This is a genomic window from Pandoraea sp. B-6 (assembly GCF_000282835.1).
GTDB lineage: Bacteria > Pseudomonadota > Gammaproteobacteria > Burkholderiales > Burkholderiaceae > Pandoraea > Pandoraea cepalis.
This window is the reverse complement of the sequence record NZ_KB290502.1, coordinates 133,291-151,852: the sequence shown is the minus strand read 5'-3', so window position 1 is coordinate 151,852 and position 18,562 is coordinate 133,291. Positions and strand designations below refer to the sequence as shown.

The window sequence follows — 18,562 nt, the reverse complement described above, 5'->3', positions numbered from 1 at the left end:
TTGCTGCAATGTGTCAAACCGATGACGCATAGGGAGTATCCCGTAGTCGCTTCGCCGTCGCGATTTCAGACTAGGGGAATAAACGGATTTCCCTTTTGCATCAATGAGTTCAGGAGAATGCTATGGTGCGCCAAATACTCGGTATCAATGTTGTCGCTTGGAGAAGGCGCGTTCTATAATGCGGCAGTTTGTCGCGGCCCGGACGCAGCAAGTTCCCGGCCGTCGGACATGAAAGACCCAAAATGCCCCACGGGTGACGGCGATGCTCGCAGCCTCTTCTTCCGATGCCGATTCGGTGACGAAGGAATGGAAGCACAAGCGCAACTGCGCGATATCGCCGCGCCAGTTTGTCCTGTTCTACCTGTCGTTGGCCGCCGTGTCGCTGGGTGTTGCCTTGATTGCGGCGTGGCGCGGTGGGTGGTTGGTCTTGCCGTTCACAGGCCTGGACTTGCTCGTGGTGGGCGTTGCGTTTGTCATTCATGCCCGGCATGCCACAGATTACGAGGTCATTCGGTTGTCGCCCGTGAGCCTTGTGGTCGAGCAACGTTCAGCACAGAGGTTGACGCAGTACGAGTTCAATCCCCGCTGGGTGCGCATCGACATCGAGAAGCCGCCGCGTTTGCGCATTGTCTTGCGCTCGGGTAGCCGCTCGGTCACTGTCGGTGCCTACCTTGCGCCGCATCGCCGCGAAACGTTTGCGCGCGAGCTGCGCCGTTGTCTTGCCCAACAGGCCTGAGAGATGGAGACAATCTCGGGCGACCGCCAGGGAGGTTTGGATGGTAATTTTGGGTAAGGAAGCTATGAAAAAAACGAAACACGCCTTGGCGGCCTTCCTTGCGGGCGCCTCGCTGCTCGCCTGCGTTCCGGCCCTGGCGGCGGTCACGGACATGCCCGGGGGGCCGGCCGTCAACGAACTCAACTTCCAGCCGCCGGTCACGAAACTCGCGCAAGAGCTTCACAGCCTGCACACCATGATGTTGATCATCTGCCTGGTGATCTTCCTCGGCGTGTTCGGCGTGATGTTCTACTCGATCTTCAAGCACCGCAAATCCAAGGGCCATCAAGCCGCGAATTTCCATGAAAGCACCACGGTCGAAGTGATCTGGACCGTCGTGCCGTTCATCATCGTGATTCTGATGGCGCTGCCCGCCACGAAGACCGTGGTCGCCATGAAGGACACCACCAACGCCGATCTCACGATCAAGGTCACCGGTTATCAGTGGAAATGGGGTTATGACTACCTCAAGGGCGACGGCGAGGGCATCAAGTTCCTCTCCACGCTCACCACGCCGCGCAGCCAGATCGACGGGGAGTCGCCGAAGAGCAACACGTATCTGCAGGAAGTCGACAACCCGATGGTCGTGCCGGTCAACAAGAAGGTGCGTCTGATCACCACGGCCAACGACGTCATTCATTCGTTCTACGTACCGGCCTTCGGCATCAAGCAGGACGCGATTCCGGGCTTCGTGCGCGACACATGGTTCAAGGCTGAAAAGGTCGGCGAGTATCGCGGCTTCTGCACCGAGCTGTGCGGCAAGGAACACGCATTCATGCCGGTCGTGGTGAAGGTCGTCTCGGAAGCGGACTACAACACGTGGGTCGAGTCGCAGAAGAAGCTGATGGCCGCGTCGGCCGACGATCCGAACAAGACCTACACCGTGCAGGAGTTGATGGAGCGCGGCCAGAAGGTCTACGCGTCGAATTGCGCGGTGTGTCACCAGCCGAACGGCAAGGGCGGCGGCGCCTTCCCGGCGCTCGACGGCTCGAAGATCGCGAACGGACCGGTGGCCGATCACATCAGCATCGTGCTGCATGGCAAGAATGCGATGCCTAACTGGTCGCATCTGAACGATGTTGAGCTTGCGTCGGTGATCACATTCGAGCGCAATTCGTGGGGTAACAAGACCGGCGACGTGATTCAGCCGGCACAGGTGCGCGAAGCGCGTGGCAACAAGTCGGCCAAGGCCGCAGGGGCTGCCGACGCTGGCGCAGCGAAGAACAGTTAAGTGCCGTTCGACCAGTTCGAGGAAGGAGATTGGGTATGAGTTCCATCGCTCACGATCACGTGGCGGGTCACGACGATCACGCGCACGACCATCCGCATGGGTGGCGTCGCTGGCTGTTCGCGACGAATCACAAGGACATCGGCACGATGTACATGATCTTCTCGTTTGTCATGCTGCTCTCGGGCGGCGTGATGGCGTTGATGATCCGTACGGAGTTGTTCGAACCGGGCCTGCAGTTCATTCGTCCGGAGTTCTTCAACCAGCTCACCACCATGCACGGGCTGGTGATGATTTTCGGCGCGATCATGCCGGCGTTCGTGGGGTTTGCGAACTGGATGATCCCGCTGCAGATCGGCGCGTCGGACATGGCCTTCGCGCGCATGAACAACTTCAGCTTCTGGCTGCTGCCGGTCGGCGGCCTGCTGCTGCTCTCGTCGTTCCTCGTGCCGGGCGGCGCCACGGCAGCCGGCTGGACGATGTACGCGCCGCTGTCGGTGCAGATGGGGCCGGGCCAGGATCTGGCGATCTTCGGCGCGCACATTCTCGGCGCGTCGTCGATCATGGGCGCGATCAACATCATCGTGACCATCCTCAACATGCGCGCGCCGGGCATGACGCTGATGAAGATGCCGATGTTCGTGTGGACGTGGCTGATTACCGCCTATCTGCTCATCGCCGTGATGCCGGTGCTCGCCGGCGCGATCACGATGCTGCTCACGGACCGTCACTTCGGCACGTCGTTCTTCAACGCGGCGGGCGGCGGCGATCCGGTCATGTATCAGCACATCTTCTGGTTCTTCGGACATCCGGAGGTGTACATCATGATTCTGCCGGCGTTCGGGATCGTCTCGCAGGTGATTCCGGCGTTCTCGCGCAAGCCGCTGTTCGGCTATAGCTCGATGGTCTACGCCACGGCGTCGATCGCGATCCTGTCGTTCATGGTGTGGGCGCACCACATGTTCGTGACGGGCATGCCGGTCACGGGCCAGCTCTTCTTCATGTACGCCACGATGCTGATCTCGGTGCCGACGGGCGTGAAGGTGTTCAACTGGGTTGCCACGATGTGGAAGGGCTCGCTCACGTTCGAGACGCCGATGCTCTTCGCCATCGGCTTCCTCTTCGTGTTCACGATGGGCGGCTTCACCGGCCTCATGCTCGCCATGGCGCCGCTCGATATCCAGATGCACGGTACTTACTACGTGGTGGCGCACTTCCACTACGTGCTCGTGGCCGGTTCGCTCTTTGCGCTCTTCTCAGGGTTCTATTACTGGGTGCCGAAGTGGACAGGCCACATGTACAACGAGTGGCGTGGCAAATTCCACTTCTGGGGAACGCTCATCTCGTTCAACGTGACGTTCTTCCCGATGCACTTCCTGGGGCTGGCCGGCATGCCGCGTCGCTATGCGGACTACCCGGCGCAGTTCACGGATTTCAACCAGGTGGCGACGATCGGCGCGTTCGCCTTCGGCCTGATGCAGGTGTACTTCCTGTTCTTCGTGGCGCTGCCGACGTGGCGCAGCGGCCCGGCGGCCGAAGCGAAGCCGTGGGATGGTGCGGAGGGCCTCGAGTGGACGGTGCCGAGCCCGGCGCCGTTCCATACGTTCGAGACGCCGCCGAAGGTGCATTGATCATGGCTGCGACTCGCGAGCAACGCGCGAAGAACCTGCGCACGGGGCTGATCCTGGGCTCCGTCGTGCTGGTGTTCTTCTTCGGGGTGATGATCAAGGTCAAGCTGGTGGGCGGCATCTGATCCGGACGTCCCGTCGCACCGACGGGACGCTCGGTACGAGAAGCCGGTTCACGGCAGCACACGGCAACCGACGGCATCGGAGGACTGACGGCCGTCAAGCGGGGAACCGGCAAGGCGAATATGAGCGGTTTGCGACGAATCAATGTGCGCACCTTCAGCAAGCTTCTGCTGATGGTCGTGGTGATGTTTGGCTTCGGTTACGCCATGGTGCCGTTCTACCGGGCGTTCTGCAATCTGGTGGGTATCAACCAGTTGGGCGATCGCGCGACCGAGATCACCGCTCGCAATTCGCAGGTCGACGAAAGCCGCACGATCACCGTCGAGTTCGACGCCAATGCCCAGGGCCCGTTGCGCTTCAAGCCGGCGAAGAGCAGTCTGACGGTGCATCCGGGGCAGATCGCGACCATCGAGTACGAAGTGGCGAATCAGCAGTCGCATGAGGTGCGTGCACAGGCGATTCCCAGCTATGCGCCGGCGCTGGCCGCGAGCTACTTCAAGAAGATCGAGTGCTTCTGCTTTACGCAGCAGACACTCAAGGCCGGAGAGGCCAAGGAATACCCGGTGGTCTTCGTGGTGGACACGAAGCTGCCCAAGGATGTGAATACGATTACGCTGTCCTATACTTTTTTCGATCTCGGCAAGAACGACGTCAGTCCGCGCGCGGATACCGCAACCGGTGCCCAGGCTGGCGAGTTGAACGCAGGACCGACGGGGGGAGGCAAGGGCAGCAATGGATGACTTGAAGGAGGCGACCCAGCGCAAGCTGTCATTCGTCCAGACCATCAAAGCCGTGTTCTGGTCGTTTTTCGGCGTGCGCAAGGGGCGTGATCATGACCGCGACATGGCGCAGCTCAACCCTGTGCATCTGATCGTCGCGGGGCTGATCGGAGGCATCCTGTTCGTCGTGGCGCTGGTATTGCTGGCGAAGCTCGCCATTCGGCTCGCGACGTGAGTGGCATCGACAAAGAGAACCAAGCCTGGAGAGATAAGAATGAGTGGTCAACACCAAACGGCGCCTTACTACTTCGTGCCGGCCCCGTCGCGCCATCCTGTGAGCTGCAGTGTCGGCCTGCTGGTGGTGCTCGGCTCGGCGGCCGCGTGGGTCAATGGACAACCGTGGGCCCCGTGGACGGCGCTGGCCGGCCTGCTGTGGGTACTGTGGGTGCTGCGTAGCTGGTTCGGCGACTCGATTGCCGAGTCCGAGGGCGGCCTGTACGGCAAGCGCATCGACGCGTCCTACCGCTGGGGCATGAGCTGGTTCATCTTCTCCGAGGTGATGTTCTTCGCGGCGTTTTTCGGCGCACTGTTCTACGCCCGCACCCTGGCGATGCCGTGGCTCGGCGATCTCGACAACAAGCTGCTCTGGCCCGACTTCAGCGCCGTGTGGCCGAACGCCGGCCCGGCCGGCGTGGTGGACGCTTTCGAGACGATGGGCCCGTGGCCGATCCCCACGCTCAATACGGCACTGCTCTTGACCTCGGGCGTCACGCTGACGATCTCGCACCACGCGCTGCGCGCCAACCATCGCGCCCGCGCGATTTTCTGGCTGTTCGCCACCGTCGCGTTGGGCTTCACGTTCCTGGGCTTCCAGGCGTACGAGTATCACCATGCCTACACCGAGCTGAACCTGAAGCTGACCTCGGGCGTGTATGGCTCGACGTTCTTCCTGCTCACCGGCTTCCACGGCTTTCACGTGATGTTGGGCGCGATCATGCTGACCGTCATGATGGTGCGCATGATGAAGGGGCACTTCACACCGGAGCATCACTTCGGCTTCGAGGGCGCCGCGTGGTACTGGCACTTCGTCGACGTGGTGTGGCTGGGACTGTACGTGGTGGTCTACTGGCTCTGACGCCGACAGCCGTCTGTGCATCGGGGGAACGCCGCCGGATTCCGGCGGCGTTTCCTTTTGCAGTGATGGCGGGGGCTGAGGCGAGGGCAGCGAGGCGAGGCCGCGCCCGGCACGCGCTTTCACGGCTCGATGGCCGGCCGGACGGACGGGATGGCGGGGATGGACGAGGCGAGAGGCGGATGCGGACGCAATGCGGCTTTATGTCGCACGACCGCCGCCGGCCGGCAAGCCATGACGCCGCGCGATGACCCGTCGCATGACGTGGATCGAACCCGTGGGGTGGGCATGGGGTGCGGCGTTTTGCCGCAGAGAAGCGGCGCGGGACTCAGTATCGTATGCCCGTGCTGTGAATCCACCCCATCCAGTTGGCGAACAGGATGAGCAGGAACAGCGTCACCGACAGGCCGACGCGCACCATGAGCGAATGCACGGTGCGATTCGATCCGCCCTTGTCCCGCATCATGAAAAACAATGCGGACGCCAGACTGCCGAGAATCAGGACGAAGGCGATGGCAACGATAATGCGCATGATGTGTCCGATCACAATGATGCGACATTATCGGGCAACGAACACGCGCTGGCACGCTGCAATGCGGTGTGTTGATCGCCCGCCTGCGTCGCGATGTCAGACAAGGAATGGATGTGTTGAAAACCCTTTTGCGCGGTATGCGCCCGGTGCCGGCGGTGCTGGTGCTGTTGGCCGTGATGCTGACGGCGGCGCTTGGTGTGTGGCAATACGATCGTGCCCAGATGCGTCTGGCGCGTCAGGCGCAGATCGAGCAGGCCGAACACGCGCCGGTACTCGTGCTGGGTGCACAGGCTTACACGCTCGGTGACGTGGCGAACCGGCGCGTGCGCGTCACGGGACGCTTCCTGCAGAACCGCGTGGTGTACCTGGACAATCGTCCCCGCAACGAACTGCCCGGTTTCTATGTGGTGATGGCGCTGCAGATCGCACCGGATCACGTGGTGCTCGTCAATCGGGGATGGTTGCCCCGCGATTTGCGCGATCGCACGTCGATCATGCCGTACGCGACCCCAGCCGGTGACGTCACCATCGAAGGCCTGGCGCAGCCGGACCCGTCGCGGGCGTTCGAGTTGGGCAAAGGCGGTTCTGCGCCGGGGATGACGATTCGCCAGAACCTCGACGTGGCGGATTACGCGCGCGAATCGGCGCTGCCGCTGCAGCCGTTCGTGATCATGCAAACGAACGACACGGGCGATCATCTGTTGCGCGACTGGCCTGCGCCGGCCAGCGGGGCGGATCGCAACTACGGGTATATGGCGCAGTGGGCCGGCATGTCGCTGGTGCTCGCGCTGCTGGGCTTGCGTCTGGCGTATCGGCGAGGACGCCGGTTGGCGGCGTCCCCCGACAACCACTTCAAGCGGGCATGAGGCGAACATGAGTACAGAGGTGAATCCCGGGCACGCCGACGGCCCCGCCATCGACCCGGCGCAGCGACGCCGAGCGCGGCGTATGTTGGTGCTGCTGTTCGTCGTGTGTGCGGCGCCGGCGTTGGCGGCGTACCTGATGTATTACGTCTTCAAGCCGCAGGGCGGCACGTCGGCCTACGGCAAGCTGATCGAGCCGCAGCGTCCGCTGCCCGCGCTGGTGGCGCGCGACGACGAGACGGGGCAGACGCTGCCGCTGTCGTCGCTCAAAGGCAAGTGGCTGATGATCAGCGCGGACACGGCCGCTTGCGACGAGAATTGCGTGAGCAAGCTCTTCTACATGCGGCAGATTCGCGTGTTGCAGGGCAATGAGCGCACGCGCGTGGAAACGCTCTGGCTGGTGACGGATGCCGCCTCCGTGCCGCAGAAAATCGACAGCGCGTATCCGGACACGCGCCGTCTGCGCGTCGATCCTGCCGCACTGGCCGCCTGGCTGCCAACGCAGGACGGCACCCAGGTGAGCGACCACATCTATCTGGTCGATCCGCTGGGCAACCTGATGATGGCGTTCCCGAAGCACGCCGACCCGAGCAAGATCAAGCGCGATCTGTCGCGTCTGCTCAAGTGGTCGGGAACGGGTTGAGGGGCGAGACCCGACAACCGCAACGAGACCGTGTGCAATGGCGCACCGGACATGACGAAGACCTGACGTAAAACCGATGCTTTACCTTCTGGAACTGGGCTTTATCGGCCTGTGTATCGCGGTGCTGCCGCTGGGCTGGGTGCTGCTGCGCCGCGACGCGAACAAATACCGCAAACTGGCCTGGGTAACGACCTTTCTCACGCTCGACCTGATCATGTTCGGCGGCTTCACGCGGCTCACGGATTCGGGGCTCGGGTGTCCTGACTGGCCGGGCTGCTACGGCACGTCGTCGCCGTTCGCCGCCCATGCGGACATTCATGCCGCGCAGTTGCTGCTGCCGAGCGGTCCGGTGACGTTCGTCAAGGCGTGGATCGAGATGGTTCACCGCTACTTTGCCATGGCCGTGGGCGTGCTCATCATTGCGCTGATGGTGACGGCCTGGGTGAAGCGACGCGAACTGAAGCAGTCACCCTGGCTCGCCACCTGGCTGTTTGTGCTCGTTTGCGTGCAGGGTGCGTTCGGCGCCTGGACCGTCACGATGAAGCTTCAGCCAGTGATCGTCTCGACACATTTGATGTTGGCGCTCACTTTATTGGCGTCGCTCGTTTGGTTGGCATCGCGCCAGATGCCGCTCGCCAGCGTGGCGGCCGACCCCGGCGCGCTGCGCTGGCGCTGGGCCGCACTCTTCGGACTGGTGTTGCTGGTGTTCCAGATCGCGCTCGGTGGATGGGTGAGCACCAACTACGCAGTGCTTGCCTGTACCGATTTCCCGACGTGTCAGGGCCAATGGGTGCCGCCGATGGACTTCCATAACGGCTTCAGGCTCTGGCGCGCGCTGGGGAAAACGGCCGGTGGCGAGGTGATTCCCATGGACGCGCTGGTCGCGATCCATTGGGTGCACCGCACGTTCGCGGTGGTGGTGGTGGCGTATCTGGCCTGGCTGGCGAGCCGGTTGCGACGTTTTGCCGCGCTCAGAAAGCCATCGATCCTGGTATTGATCCTGGTGTTCGTGCAATTCGCGACCGGATTGTCGAACATCGTTTTCCAATGGCCGCTGCTCAACGCCATCGCCCACAATGGCGGGGCGGCGATCCTGCTGCTATTGCTCGTTATGTTAAACTTCCGCATCCGCGCCGCCAAAACGGCGTTAATGGCGGCCCGCCTGAGCGATCAGGCTGATGACCTTCCGGCCTGCCAGAAGCCCCTCCCAGCAGCGCAGCCGGCTGCCGCTCCACTCGCCGGCGCCCCGACTGGCTCGGCGTAGCGCATTGCCTCTGAGTGTATGAAAAGCACGACCCTTCCCCATCCGCCGGCGAGCCGTATCGCACAATACTGGGCATTGACCAAGCCCCGTGTGACGCAGCTCGCCGTGTTCTGCGCCGTGATCGGCATGTTCCTGTCCACGCGGGGCATGGTGCCGCTGCAGGTGCTGATCGGCGGCACCCTCGGTATCTGGCTGCTGGCTGGATCCGCCTTCGCCGTGAATTGCCTGATCGAGCAACGCGTCGACGCGCTGATGCGCCGCACGGCGTGGCGGCCGTCCGCTCGTGGCGAGATCGCGCCGTGGCAGATCATCGTCTTCTCGACGATCCTCGGCGCAGCCGGCATGGCGGTGCTCTATACGTTTACCAATGCGTTGACGATGTGGCTCACATTGGCCACATTCGTCGGCTATGCGCTGATCTATACCATCATCCTCAAGCCGTCCACGCCCCAGAACATCGTGATCGGCGGCGCGTCGGGGGCCATGCCGCCGGCGCTCGGCTGGGCCGCGGCCACCGGCGCCGTGCCGGCGGATGCCTGGATACTGGTGCTCATCATCTTCGTCTGGACGCCGCCACATTTCTGGGCGCTCGCGCTCTATCGCCGTCAGGATTATGTGAATTCGGGGCTGCCCATGCTGCCGATCACGCACGGCGAGAAATACACGCGTCTGCAAATCCTGCTCTACAGTGTGGTGCTCTTTGCGGTGTCCCTGCTACCGTTCGCGCATCGCATGAGCGGTTACGTGTACCTGATTTCGGCGGTCGTGCTCTCGGGCATCTTCCTCGGCTACGCGATCAAGCTGTGGCGCCACTATTCCGATGCGCTCTCGCGATCGATGTTCCGCTACTCGATCATCTACCTGTCGCTGCTGTTTGCCGCACTGCTGGTGGATCATTACGTTCAGATCTTCCTGCTCGGCTAAGCCCTTGCCGTTGGCGTTGCAGTCACGGGTTCGTGGTCCACAGTCGTTTGAGTCACGATGACAGGCGCGTTACGGTATTCCTGGCCGGCGCGCCTGTTGTCTTTGCGCGACGCATTTTTTCATCCGTTTTTGGGGCATTCGTTCATGAATCTGGCTGTCATCTGGTTGCGTCGCGCGCTGTTGCTGATGGGACTCACCGTGCTGCTCGCCGCCTGCGGCAACGACGGCCCGACGTTCCAGAGTCTCGATATCACCGGCAACAAGGCGTTTGCACAAAACTTCTCGCTGCAGGATCCGCAGGGCAAGACGCGCACGCTCGCCGACTATAAGGGCAAGGCGGTGGTGCTGTTCTTCGGCTACACGCATTGCCCAGACGTTTGCCCGACCACGATGGCGCAGCTCAATCAGGTCATGCAGAAGCTCGGTCCGGACGCGCAACGCGTGCAGGTCGTATTCGTGACCGTCGATCCGCAGCGCGATACGCCGGAACTGATGGGGCAGTATGCGCCTGCGTTCAACCCGACGTTCGTGGGGCTGCGTCCGGCCGACGATGCGGCGCTCAAGGCCGTTACCCAGTCGTTCCGCGTCGTGGTGAACAAGGTGGAAGGCTCCACGCCGACCAACTACACCATCGACCATACCGCGGGCATCTATGTCTTCGACCCGAGCGGTCAGTTGCGCCTGTTCATGCGTCCCGACGAATCGGTCGATGCGATGGCCAAGGATCTGCACACGTTGCTGAGCTGAGTCGGCATCGCGCGTGGCGTACAAAAAAATCGCGCCCTGAGGGGCGCGATTTTCACTTCTGCCGACCCGGCCCCGAGCGGGAGCGCTCAGGGGCCATTGCCTTCCTGACTGCGGCGTTCGAGGTCGTCATGCGCTTCGAACCACATCACATTGATGATGCCGAACGCGAGCGCGAGGCCGAGGCCGAGAATCCAAGAGAAGTACCACATGTCGCGACTCCTTGATCAATACATCGTGTGCGGGTTGTCGTTGACCGTCTCGATCGTCACGCGTCCACGAATCACGCGATACACCCAGCCGGTGTAGAGCAGGACGATGGGCAGGAAGACGACGACGGCGATGAGCATGATTTGCAGCGTGAGCTGACTCGAGGTGGCGTCCCAGACCGTCAGGCTGTTGCCGGGCACAGTAGCCGAGGGCATCACGAACGGGAACATCGAGAAGCCCGCGGTGAGGATGATGCCAGCCATCATCAGGCCAGTGACGACGAACGTCCACGCGTAGGCCCGGCTGGTCGCCAGCAGGGCCGCGAGCAGGGCGCACAAACAGGCAACGATCGGTGCCGCCATCATCCACGGGTACGTCTGATAGTTCGAGAGCCAAAGGCCGGGCCCCGTCGTGACCTGCTTCAGGAGCGGGTTGGCCGGCGAGTCGGTCGCGGCCATCTTCGTGATGGCGAAACCGTCGACATGCGTGGCGACGAGCACGCCCGCCACGAGGAACAGCAGCAGCGTGCCCAGCGCGGTGAGGCGCATGATGCGTCCGGCACGTTCGGCCACGATCGGATCGGCCTTCATGCGCAGATGGGCCGCGCCGTGCGTGAGCAGCATCAGCAGGCTCACGAGGCCGCACAGCAGCGCGAACGGATTGAGCAGCGCCCAGAACGAGCCGGTGTACGTGGAGCGCATGGTGTCGTCGAACGAGAACGGCAGGCCGAGCAGCAAGTTACCGAAGGCCACGCCGAACACCAGCGACGGCACCACGCTGCCGGCGAACAGCGCCCAGTCCCACGAATTGCGCCAGCGTGCGCTCGGCAGTTTGTTGCGGTAGTCGAAGCCGACCGGGCGCAGGAACAACGCGAAGAGCACGAGCAGCAGCGCCCAGTACAAGCCCGAGAACGCCGCCGCGTAGACGAGCGGCCAGGCGGCGAACATGGCGCCGCCCGCCGTCACGAACCAGACCTGGTTGCCTTCCCAGGTGGGCGCGACCGTATTGATGATGACGCGGCGCTCCGCGTCGGTCTTGCCCAGGAAGGGCAGCAGCGTGGCCGTGCCCATGTCGAACCCGTCGAAGAAGGCGAAGCCGATCAGCAGTACGCCGATGAGCACCCACCAGACCAGCTTGAGTACGGTGTAATCGATCATCATGATGTGGTGTCTCCCTGACGATCAGACCGAAGCCGTCGGACGCTTGCCAACCATGGCCGCGCCGTCGGTCCCTTCGGTCTCGAAGTGATAGCGGCCGGTGTGCAGCGACGACGGGCCGAGCTTGACGTACTTCACCATCAGGAACATTTCGACGATGAGCAACGCGGTGTAGAAGATGATGAAGCCCGCGAGGCTCAGGTACAGGTCGGTTGCCGAGAGCGACGAGACCGAAAGGTGGGTCGGCAGCACGCCGGCGATGGTCCACGGCTGACGCCCCATCTCGGCGACGATCCACCCGAATTCGATGGCGATCCACGGCAGCGGAATCGCCCACACCGTCCAGCGCAGGAACCACGCCGAGCGAGGCTTGAGCAGACGACGACGTGCGCACAGCCAGAACGCCCAGAGGAACGTGAACAGGAACAGGAAGCCCAGCGCGACCATGACGCGGAACGACCAGAACACGGGCGCGACGGCCGGAATCGTATCGTTGGCGGCCAGGCGGATCTGCTCAGGCGTGGCGTCGACGACGTTCGGCGTGTACTTCTTGAGCAGCAGACCGTAGCCGAGATCGTCCTTGTATTTGTCGAACTCGGCGTGCATGGCCGGCGACGTGTCGCCGCCGCGCAGCTTCTCGAGGGCCGCGAAGGCGAGCATGCCGCGCCGGATGTTCTCCTCGTGTTCGTCGCGCAATTGCGTGAGGCCGATCACCGGCGTGTCGATCGAGCGCGTGGCGATCAGGCCCATCGCCCAGGGAATCTTCACCGCATAGTCCGTGCGCGCTTCCTTCTGGTTCGGGAAGCCGAACAGCGTGAACGATGCAGGCGGCTTGGCCGTCTCCCATTCCGCTTCGATGGCGGCGAGCTTGACCTTCTGCACTTCGCCCGTGGTGTAGCCCGATTCGTCGCCCAGCACGATGACCGACAGCGTCGAGGCCAGACCAAAGCCGGCCGCGACGGCGAAGGAGCGCAGCGCGAACGGCACGTCACGGCGCTTGAGCAGGTACCAGGCCGAGATGCCGAGCACGAACATGGCGGCGGTGACGTAGCCGGCCGAGAGCGTGTGCACGAACTTCACCTGGGCCACGGGGTTGAAGATCACGTCCCAGATACTGGTCAACTCCATGCGCATGGTCTCGTAGTTGAAGTGCGCGCCGACCGGATTGTTCATCCAGCCGTTGGCCACGAGAATCCACAACGCCGAGAGGTTCGAGCCCAGTGCCACCGCGAACGTGGTGGCCAGGTGGCCGATGCGCGAGAGCTTGTTCCAGCCGAAGAAGAACAGGCCGACGAACGTGGCTTCGAGAAAGAACGCCATCAGGCCTTCAATCGCAAGTGGCACGCCGAAGATGTCGCCCACATAGTGCGAGTAGTACGCCCAGTTGGTGCCAAACTGGAATTCGAGCGTGAGGCCGGTGGTCACGCCCATCGCGAAGTTGATCAGAAAGAGCTTGCCCCAGAACTGGGTCATGTCCTTGTAGATCGGCTTGCCGGTCATCACGTAGACCGATTCCATGATGACAAGCAGCCACGACAGGCCCAGGGTGAGCGGGACAAACAGGAAGTGATACAACGCCGTTATGGCGAACTGCAGGCGCGAGAGGTCAACGACTTCGCTACTGATCATGGCGGACACCTTGACTTGGGGTGGGGGATGGCGCTTCGACGGCTTGCGGCCCGATCAGGGCGCGCGCCACGACATCCGGCGGCAATTGCATGTGCTTGGCCATCGGAGCGTCGAAGAACGCGTGCTTCAGGATGAAAAGGAGTGCTACCTTGATCGCGAGGACGATCAGGATTTCGAACATGAAGCGGGACGGGCGGTTGCGCCAGCGCTGCATCGCCCAGGCACGCAGGGCGGCGATGGCAGGACGCGACGCCGCGACAGGCGCGGCCGTGGCGGGAGGCTTCAGACTGCTAGGAGAGTGGGTGTCCATCCGTGACGGCTCCTGGCGTCGAAAGTCGTTGTGTCGGAAACCGCGTCGACTTTCGCCGCATTTTGCCTCATCGCTTGAAAATGTCAAACCGCGGCGCGGGGGCGGATGACACGCCGACGACGCCAGTTCGATGCGGATTCGAAACACGGGTCCGGCGCAGCGAACGGCCCCCGGGCCGTCCTTCGCACGTAGCATGGCCACGTACAGACAGATTGATTCTATCGACCGCGCTCGCCGACGACATTGCGATGCATCAAGTTCGACGCAAATGAAGCGCGAACTTTCGAAGTCCAATAAAAAAACCCCGTGGATCTCACGGGGTTTCGGTGCCGGCGATGTCGTGTGGCAACGTGTCGCATTGCCGTCGACAATCCGATCGAGGTGTTACGCCGAGGCTTGCAGCGCGCCCTTCATCTTCTTCATTGCGGCGACTTCGATCTGACGGATGCGCTCGGCAGACACGCCGAATTCGTCTGCCAGCTCGTGCAGCGTGGCGCCGCCGCTGCCGTCGTCGGCCACCGACAGCCAGCGCGCTTCGATGATGCGGCGGCTGCGTGCGTCGAGACGGCCGAGGGCCGTTTGCAGGCCATCGCTTTGCAGACGGTCGCGCTCGCGTGCGGCGATCACGGCGGTCGGCTCCTGGTGCGAGTCGGCCAGATACGCGATGGGGGCGAAGCTTGCGCTGTCGCTGTCGTCGCTATGCCCTTCGAGGGCGATATCGCCGCCCGACATGCGCGTTTCCATCTCGACGACGTCTTCGCGCTTGACGTTCAGATCGCGGGCGACCTGATCGATCTCGTCCGGCGTGAACGCCTGCAGGCCTTGCTTCTGGCTGCGCAGATTGAAGAACAGCTTGCGCTGGGCCTTGGTCGTCGCAACCTTGACCGTGCGCCAATTGCGCAGCACATACTCGTGAATCTCGGCCTTGATCCAATGCATGGCGTACGACACGAGTCGCACCCCCTGGGTCGGATCGAAGCGCTTGACGGCTTTCATCAGGCCGATGTTGCCTTCCTGGATCAGGTCGGCGTGCGGCAGACCGTAGCCGAGGTAGTTACGCGCGATCGACACCACCAGGCGCAGGTGCGAGAGCACGAGCTGACGGGCGGCTTCGAGGTCGTCGTTCTCGCGCAGACGCTTGGCAAGCGACTGCTCTTCCTCGGCGGTAAGCAGCGGAATACGATGGACGGCTTGAATATAGCTTTCGATATTGCCCAGACTGCCCGGCAGCATCAATGCAGACGGGGCAAACGCAAGGGCTCGCGAAGTCGGCGCCGTGCCGGTGGCCGGCGTCGTCGGATGCAAAGTGGCGGCAGTACTCAAGTGGCAGACTCCTGGTTAGCCTCTGGAAAGCATTTTAGCACTCTCTTCGAATGAGTGCTAAAGACGTTAGAACCCTTACCGGGCGGGAAGTTTCCGCAATCTCGGGGTTTTCCAGCACCCCCCATCAAACGGGGAAAGTCACTGGCGCAAACGTCACGCGGATGGTGTAAATTGCAACCCAAGCCGCGCGCGTTTGGGGCGAAGACGACGGGAGGTCGACATGGCGGAGAAGCAAATTGACGCGGTACGCGAACGCGAGTCGGCGCGCTTTGACGCGATGGTCGAAGGGGACGTCGAACAACTCGACGCCCTCTTGGCCGACGGTCTCCACTACGTTCATTCGAATGGCAAACGCGAAAGCAAACGCGAATTTCTCGACGCGCTCACCTCGGGCCGCCGTCGTTACCTCGACATCGATATCCGCGCACAGGAACTGCGCCAGTTCGGCGACACCGTGGTCGTCACGGGCAAGCTGAAGGTCGAACTGGAAACCGCCACCGGCTCGCTCGAGTCGCAAATGGCTTATACGGCGGTGCACGTGCTTGAGGCCAACGAATGGCACCTCATTTCGTGGCAGGCGACTCGCATGGCGTCGACCGACTGAATCGCCAGTATTTCGTCAGGCCGATTAGGCCCCGCGTTCCCCTGGCACTCGCTGGATATGTGCCTCAAAACAGCATATTTGATTAATTTCGGAATGAATTGTTCCGAAAATTATTGATTGTGTTCGGGTGCGGGGCGTCGAAGTCCAGGGGGGGGCCTCGCCGTTGCGCTCGAGCGTCGCTGGAGCGCGTGCGACGGCTTTCTATTGGATGCGCCCCAGTGCCTGACGAATCACCTCGACTTGCCGGGCGATCGGCGCGGGCACGGCAACGGTGCCGGCCAGCACCGCTTCAATCCACCGCGCGGTTGCCGGTGCGTCGGCCGCCGGGAGCATCGGCGGCGTGCCCGTCGCGCCGTCTTCCGCTTCCTGCCAAAGTTGGTAAGCCCCATCCGAAAAGCCGTCGATGGCGGCCTGACGGCGCGCATCCGCGACCGGTTCACCTTCCGTGCCCCGCGCGAGCAGCACGCCCGGCGCCGGACTGTTGGCCGCGTCGGCAAACATCTCACTGAGCGTTTCGCGATATTCCGGGTGCGTGTAATTCACGAGCCGCAACGCGGGACCGGCAAACGGCTGCAACAACTTCACCACGGTGTGGCCGGAGTTGCGAACACCCAGCGCCGAACGCATCTCCAGCAGTCGCTCCAGCGCCGGGGAAAGCGCCGCAATCGGCAGATAGGCGACACGACGCGTTCGCAGTGCCGCCTCGGCCTCGGTCGCCGATTGACAGGCGGCATGACCCAGTGCGGTAAAGATCGCCTGGGAGCCCACGCGATTCGCGCCGCTGTGATGCTGACCGTGCACGAGTACCGGAATCCCCTCGCGGGCGAGCAGCAAGGCAAGCAGCGGCGTGAGGTTCGGTTGCTTGCGCGCGCCGTTGTAACTGGGCAGCAGCACCGGTGGCGGGGCGTCGGTGGGGGCGATGAGCGGCGTAAATGTCGCGTGTGCGGCGTCGAGCATCGCGCGCAGTTCGACCGGCGTTTCCCCCTTGATGCGATAGGCGATCAGAACCCCGCCCAGCTCAGCCGGGGCCACGCGGCCGGCGAGGATGGCGTCGAACAGGGTACGCGTCTCGTCGGCGTTGAGTGCCCGTGCGCCTTTCGCCCCGCGAGCGATGATTTTGAGCAGCGGTGCACAGGCGAAAGGAGCGGCAGAGGTCATGGCACGTCGGTGTTGGGGTCGCGGGGGCGGTGCAGGGGACGGGCGAGCCGCTGTGATCCTGCCGCCGGATATCCATCCATCATACGCAATCAAGTGTCATCGCGACCAGCGCTTGAAGTACCATTTCGTGTTCAGACGCGGCCCCTGAGGCTTGACGCCGGCGCCGCGCCTTCCCCAATCTCGCCTCCGAGGTCAGCCATGTCCACGCTGTATAGCTATTTCCGCAGTTCCGCCGCGTATCGCGTGCGGATCGCCCTGAATTTGAAGGGCCTCGATTACGAGACCGTGCCGGTGCATCTGGTGCGCGAGGGCGGCGAGCAGCGCAAACCGGCGTACCTTGCGCTCAACGTCAACGGATTGGTGCCGACGTTCGTCGACGAGGGTGTGAACCTTCATCAATCGCTGGCCATCATCGAGTATCTCGAAGACGTGCATCCGACGCCTGCGCTGCTGCCGGCCGACCCGGTGGCGCGCGCTCAGGTGCGGGCACTGGCGCTCGACATCGCCGCGGACATCCACCCGATCGACAACCTGCGCGTGCTGCGTTACCTCAAGCACGACCTGGGGGTGACCGACGCGCAGAAAGATGCGTGGTATGTCCACTGGGTCGTGGAGGGTTTCACGGCGCTGGAAGCCCGCCTGGCGGCGCAGTCGCCGCACGGCAGGTTCACCTTTGGCGACACCCCGACGCTCGCGGATTGCTGCCTCGTGCCGCAGGTCTACAACGCGAACCGATTCAAGGTAGACATGACGCGCTTCCCGCGAATTGCCGCCGTCAACGCGCACTGCCTGACACTTGACGCCTTCCGCCGCGCCGCGCCCGAAGCGCAACCCGACGCCGAGTAAGCCACACGATGGTTGATCCCGCGTTCTGGCGGGGCATGGCGCTGGGCGCCAGCCTCATCATGGCCATTGGCGCGCAGAATGCGTTTGTGCTGCGTCAGGGCATTCTTCGACGCCATGTCGGCGTGGTCGTGGCTGTCTGCGCAATTTGCGACATGGTCTTGATTGCGGCGGGGGTCGCGGGCATGGGCGGTTTGATCGCCGCCTATCCGCGCTTCCTGACGGCCGTGACGTGGGGCGGCGCCGCGTTTCTGTTCTGGTACGGTCTGCGCGCGTGGCGTGCCGCGTTGCGCGGTGCGGGCGCCTTGCAGGCCGACGGCAGCCGCGCGGCTACGCAGGACATGACCTGGCAGCGAGCGTTCGTGCTCGTGTTGATGCTCTCGTTACTCAATCCGCACGTTTATCTCGACACGGTGATTCTGTTGGGCGGCATCGGCGCGCGCGAGGTGCCGCCCGGGAATGCGTGGTTTGCCGTGGGCGCGATGACCGCCTCCGTTTTGTGGTTCACCACGCTCGGCTATGGCGCCCGGTTGCTTGCGCCGCTGTTTGCGCGCGCGCGAGCATGGCAGATCCTCGATGGGATCGTCGGCATGATGATGTGGGGGCTCTGCGCAGGACTCGTCGCGCAGCAGTGGTAATGCGTTGTTATCGGGCGGCGCTGTCTTGCGTCGCCGGAAAAGGTAACGGCCCGCCGCGTGATGCGGGCGGGCCGTTGGCAGTGTGGCCGGCGGATGCGCTTGACTGAGTCGGCTG

Annotated in this window: 21 protein-coding genes and 1 pseudogene; 15 read left to right on the top strand and 7 right to left on the bottom strand. The window is 63.2% G+C overall.

Annotated elements, in window-relative coordinates:
- The first annotated feature begins 262 nt into the window (after positions 1-262).
- The 7 genes and pseudogenes from A985_RS0107020 to A985_RS0106990 all read left to right on the top strand — a co-directional run bounded on the left by A985_RS0107020 (position 263) and on the right by A985_RS0106990 (position 5,608).
- A complete protein-coding gene (locus A985_RS0107020) occupies positions 263-736 on the top strand; it encodes a DUF2244 domain-containing protein (RefSeq protein ID WP_017232690.1) in 474 nt (157 codons plus the stop codon).
- Positions 737-776: 40 nt separating this feature from the next.
- Positions 777-1,994 (top strand): annotated as a pseudogene (gene coxB, locus A985_RS24510) (cytochrome c oxidase subunit II); the annotation flags it as partial.
- Between the two features lie 47 nt (positions 1,995-2,041).
- A complete protein-coding gene (gene ctaD, locus A985_RS0107010; protein ID WP_017232688.1) occupies positions 2,042-3,634 on the top strand; it encodes a cytochrome c oxidase subunit I in 1,593 nt (530 codons plus the stop codon).
- A 2-nt stretch (positions 3,635-3,636) separates the two neighbouring features.
- Entirely contained in the window at positions 3,637-3,756 is a 120-nt protein-coding gene (locus tag A985_RS29020; RefSeq protein WP_017232687.1) for a cytochrome oxidase small assembly protein, read from the top strand.
- 120 nt (positions 3,757-3,876) lie between these two features.
- Positions 3,877-4,494, top strand: a complete 618-nt coding sequence (locus A985_RS24505) for a cytochrome c oxidase assembly protein (RefSeq protein ID WP_017232686.1) — start codon at positions 3,877-3,879, stop codon at positions 4,492-4,494.
- Positions 4,487-4,708 (top strand): DUF2970 domain-containing protein, encoded by a 222-nt coding sequence (locus A985_RS0106995; protein WP_017232685.1) that lies wholly within the window; start codon positions 4,487-4,489, stop codon positions 4,706-4,708. Before A985_RS24505 ends, A985_RS0106995 begins: the two co-directional genes overlap by 8 nt.
- Before the next feature lie 39 nt (positions 4,709-4,747).
- The gene (locus A985_RS0106990; protein ID WP_017232684.1) at positions 4,748-5,608 is read left to right on the top strand and encodes a cytochrome c oxidase subunit 3; all 861 of its coding nucleotides are present in this window, start codon (positions 4,748-4,750) and stop codon (positions 5,606-5,608) included.
- A gap of 325 nt (positions 5,609-5,933) precedes the next feature.
- On the opposite strand, the gene A985_RS0106985 is transcribed toward A985_RS0106990, so the two are convergent.
- Positions 5,934-6,137 (bottom strand): twin transmembrane helix small protein, encoded by a 204-nt coding sequence (locus tag A985_RS0106985; protein WP_026131724.1) that lies wholly within the window; start codon positions 6,135-6,137, stop codon positions 5,934-5,936.
- 137 nt (positions 6,138-6,274) lie between these two features.
- Here A985_RS0106985 and A985_RS0106980 point away from each other — a divergent pair, with 137 nt between their 5' ends.
- The 5 genes from A985_RS0106980 (at position 6,275) to A985_RS0106960 (ending at position 10,578) form a co-directional block, all read left to right on the top strand.
- Positions 6,275-7,003 carry an SURF1 family protein gene (locus A985_RS0106980; RefSeq protein WP_017232682.1) on the top strand — a complete coding sequence of 243 codons (729 nt, stop codon included), beginning with the start codon at positions 6,275-6,277 and terminating at the stop codon, positions 7,001-7,003.
- A 7-nt stretch (positions 7,004-7,010) separates the two neighbouring features.
- A complete protein-coding gene (locus A985_RS0106975; RefSeq protein WP_039829973.1) occupies positions 7,011-7,643 on the top strand; it encodes a hypothetical protein in 633 nt (210 codons plus the stop codon).
- A gap of 76 nt (positions 7,644-7,719) precedes the next feature.
- Positions 7,720-8,907, top strand: coding sequence for a heme A synthase (locus tag A985_RS0106970; protein WP_017232680.1), 1,188 nt, complete (start codon positions 7,720-7,722; stop codon positions 8,905-8,907).
- Between the two features lie 18 nt (positions 8,908-8,925).
- A complete protein-coding gene (gene cyoE / locus A985_RS0106965) occupies positions 8,926-9,831 on the top strand; it encodes a heme o synthase (protein WP_017232679.1) in 906 nt (301 codons plus the stop codon).
- 144 nt (positions 9,832-9,975) lie between these two features.
- Positions 9,976-10,578 (top strand): SCO family protein, encoded by a 603-nt coding sequence (locus A985_RS0106960; protein ID WP_026131723.1) that lies wholly within the window; start codon positions 9,976-9,978, stop codon positions 10,576-10,578.
- Positions 10,579-10,664: 86 nt separating this feature from the next.
- Here the strand turns inward: A985_RS0106960 and cydX are convergent, their stop codons facing one another.
- From cydX to rpoH, 5 genes are all read right to left on the bottom strand, one after another.
- Complete coding sequence (gene cydX, locus A985_RS27390; RefSeq protein ID WP_017232677.1) at positions 10,665-10,787, bottom strand: cytochrome bd-I oxidase subunit CydX; 123 nt, start codon at positions 10,785-10,787, stop codon at positions 10,665-10,667.
- A 15-nt stretch (positions 10,788-10,802) separates the two neighbouring features.
- Positions 10,803-11,939 (bottom strand): cytochrome d ubiquinol oxidase subunit II, encoded by a 1,137-nt coding sequence (cydB, locus tag A985_RS0106950; RefSeq protein WP_026131722.1) that lies wholly within the window; start codon positions 11,937-11,939, stop codon positions 10,803-10,805.
- 27 nt (positions 11,940-11,966) lie between these two features.
- The gene (locus tag A985_RS0106945) at positions 11,967-13,571 is read right to left on the bottom strand and encodes a cytochrome ubiquinol oxidase subunit I (protein WP_017232675.1); all 1,605 of its coding nucleotides are present in this window, start codon (positions 13,569-13,571) and stop codon (positions 11,967-11,969) included.
- Positions 13,561-13,881 (bottom strand): cytochrome oxidase putative small subunit CydP, encoded by a 321-nt coding sequence (cydP, locus tag A985_RS0106940; protein ID WP_017232674.1) that lies wholly within the window; start codon positions 13,879-13,881, stop codon positions 13,561-13,563. The genes A985_RS0106945 and cydP overlap by 11 nt, the downstream gene beginning before the upstream one ends.
- Before the next feature lie 384 nt (positions 13,882-14,265).
- Positions 14,266-15,204: an RNA polymerase sigma factor RpoH gene (rpoH, locus tag A985_RS0106935; RefSeq protein ID WP_026131720.1), complete on the bottom strand. Its 939-nt coding sequence runs from the start codon at positions 15,202-15,204 to the stop codon at positions 14,266-14,268.
- A gap of 220 nt (positions 15,205-15,424) precedes the next feature.
- Here rpoH and A985_RS0106930 point away from each other — a divergent pair, with 220 nt between their 5' ends.
- Positions 15,425-15,808, top strand: a complete 384-nt coding sequence (locus A985_RS0106930; RefSeq protein ID WP_017232672.1) for a nuclear transport factor 2 family protein — start codon at positions 15,425-15,427, stop codon at positions 15,806-15,808.
- 201 nt (positions 15,809-16,009) lie between these two features.
- On the opposite strand, the gene ybiB is transcribed toward A985_RS0106930, so the two are convergent.
- On the bottom strand, positions 16,010-16,966 hold the full coding sequence (gene ybiB / locus A985_RS0106925; RefSeq protein ID WP_017232671.1) for a DNA-binding protein YbiB: 957 nt from the start codon (positions 16,964-16,966) through the stop codon (positions 16,010-16,012).
- A gap of 198 nt (positions 16,967-17,164) precedes the next feature.
- Here ybiB and maiA point away from each other — a divergent pair, with 198 nt between their 5' ends.
- Together maiA and A985_RS0106915 are read left to right on the top strand one after the other, a co-directional pair.
- Positions 17,165-17,812 carry a maleylacetoacetate isomerase gene (gene maiA, locus A985_RS0106920; RefSeq protein WP_017232670.1) on the top strand — a complete coding sequence of 216 codons (648 nt, stop codon included), beginning with the start codon at positions 17,165-17,167 and terminating at the stop codon, positions 17,810-17,812.
- A gap of 8 nt (positions 17,813-17,820) precedes the next feature.
- Positions 17,821-18,447, top strand: a complete 627-nt coding sequence (locus A985_RS0106915) for a LysE/ArgO family amino acid transporter (protein ID WP_017232669.1) — start codon at positions 17,821-17,823, stop codon at positions 18,445-18,447.
- Positions 18,448-18,562: the final 115 nt, after the last annotated feature.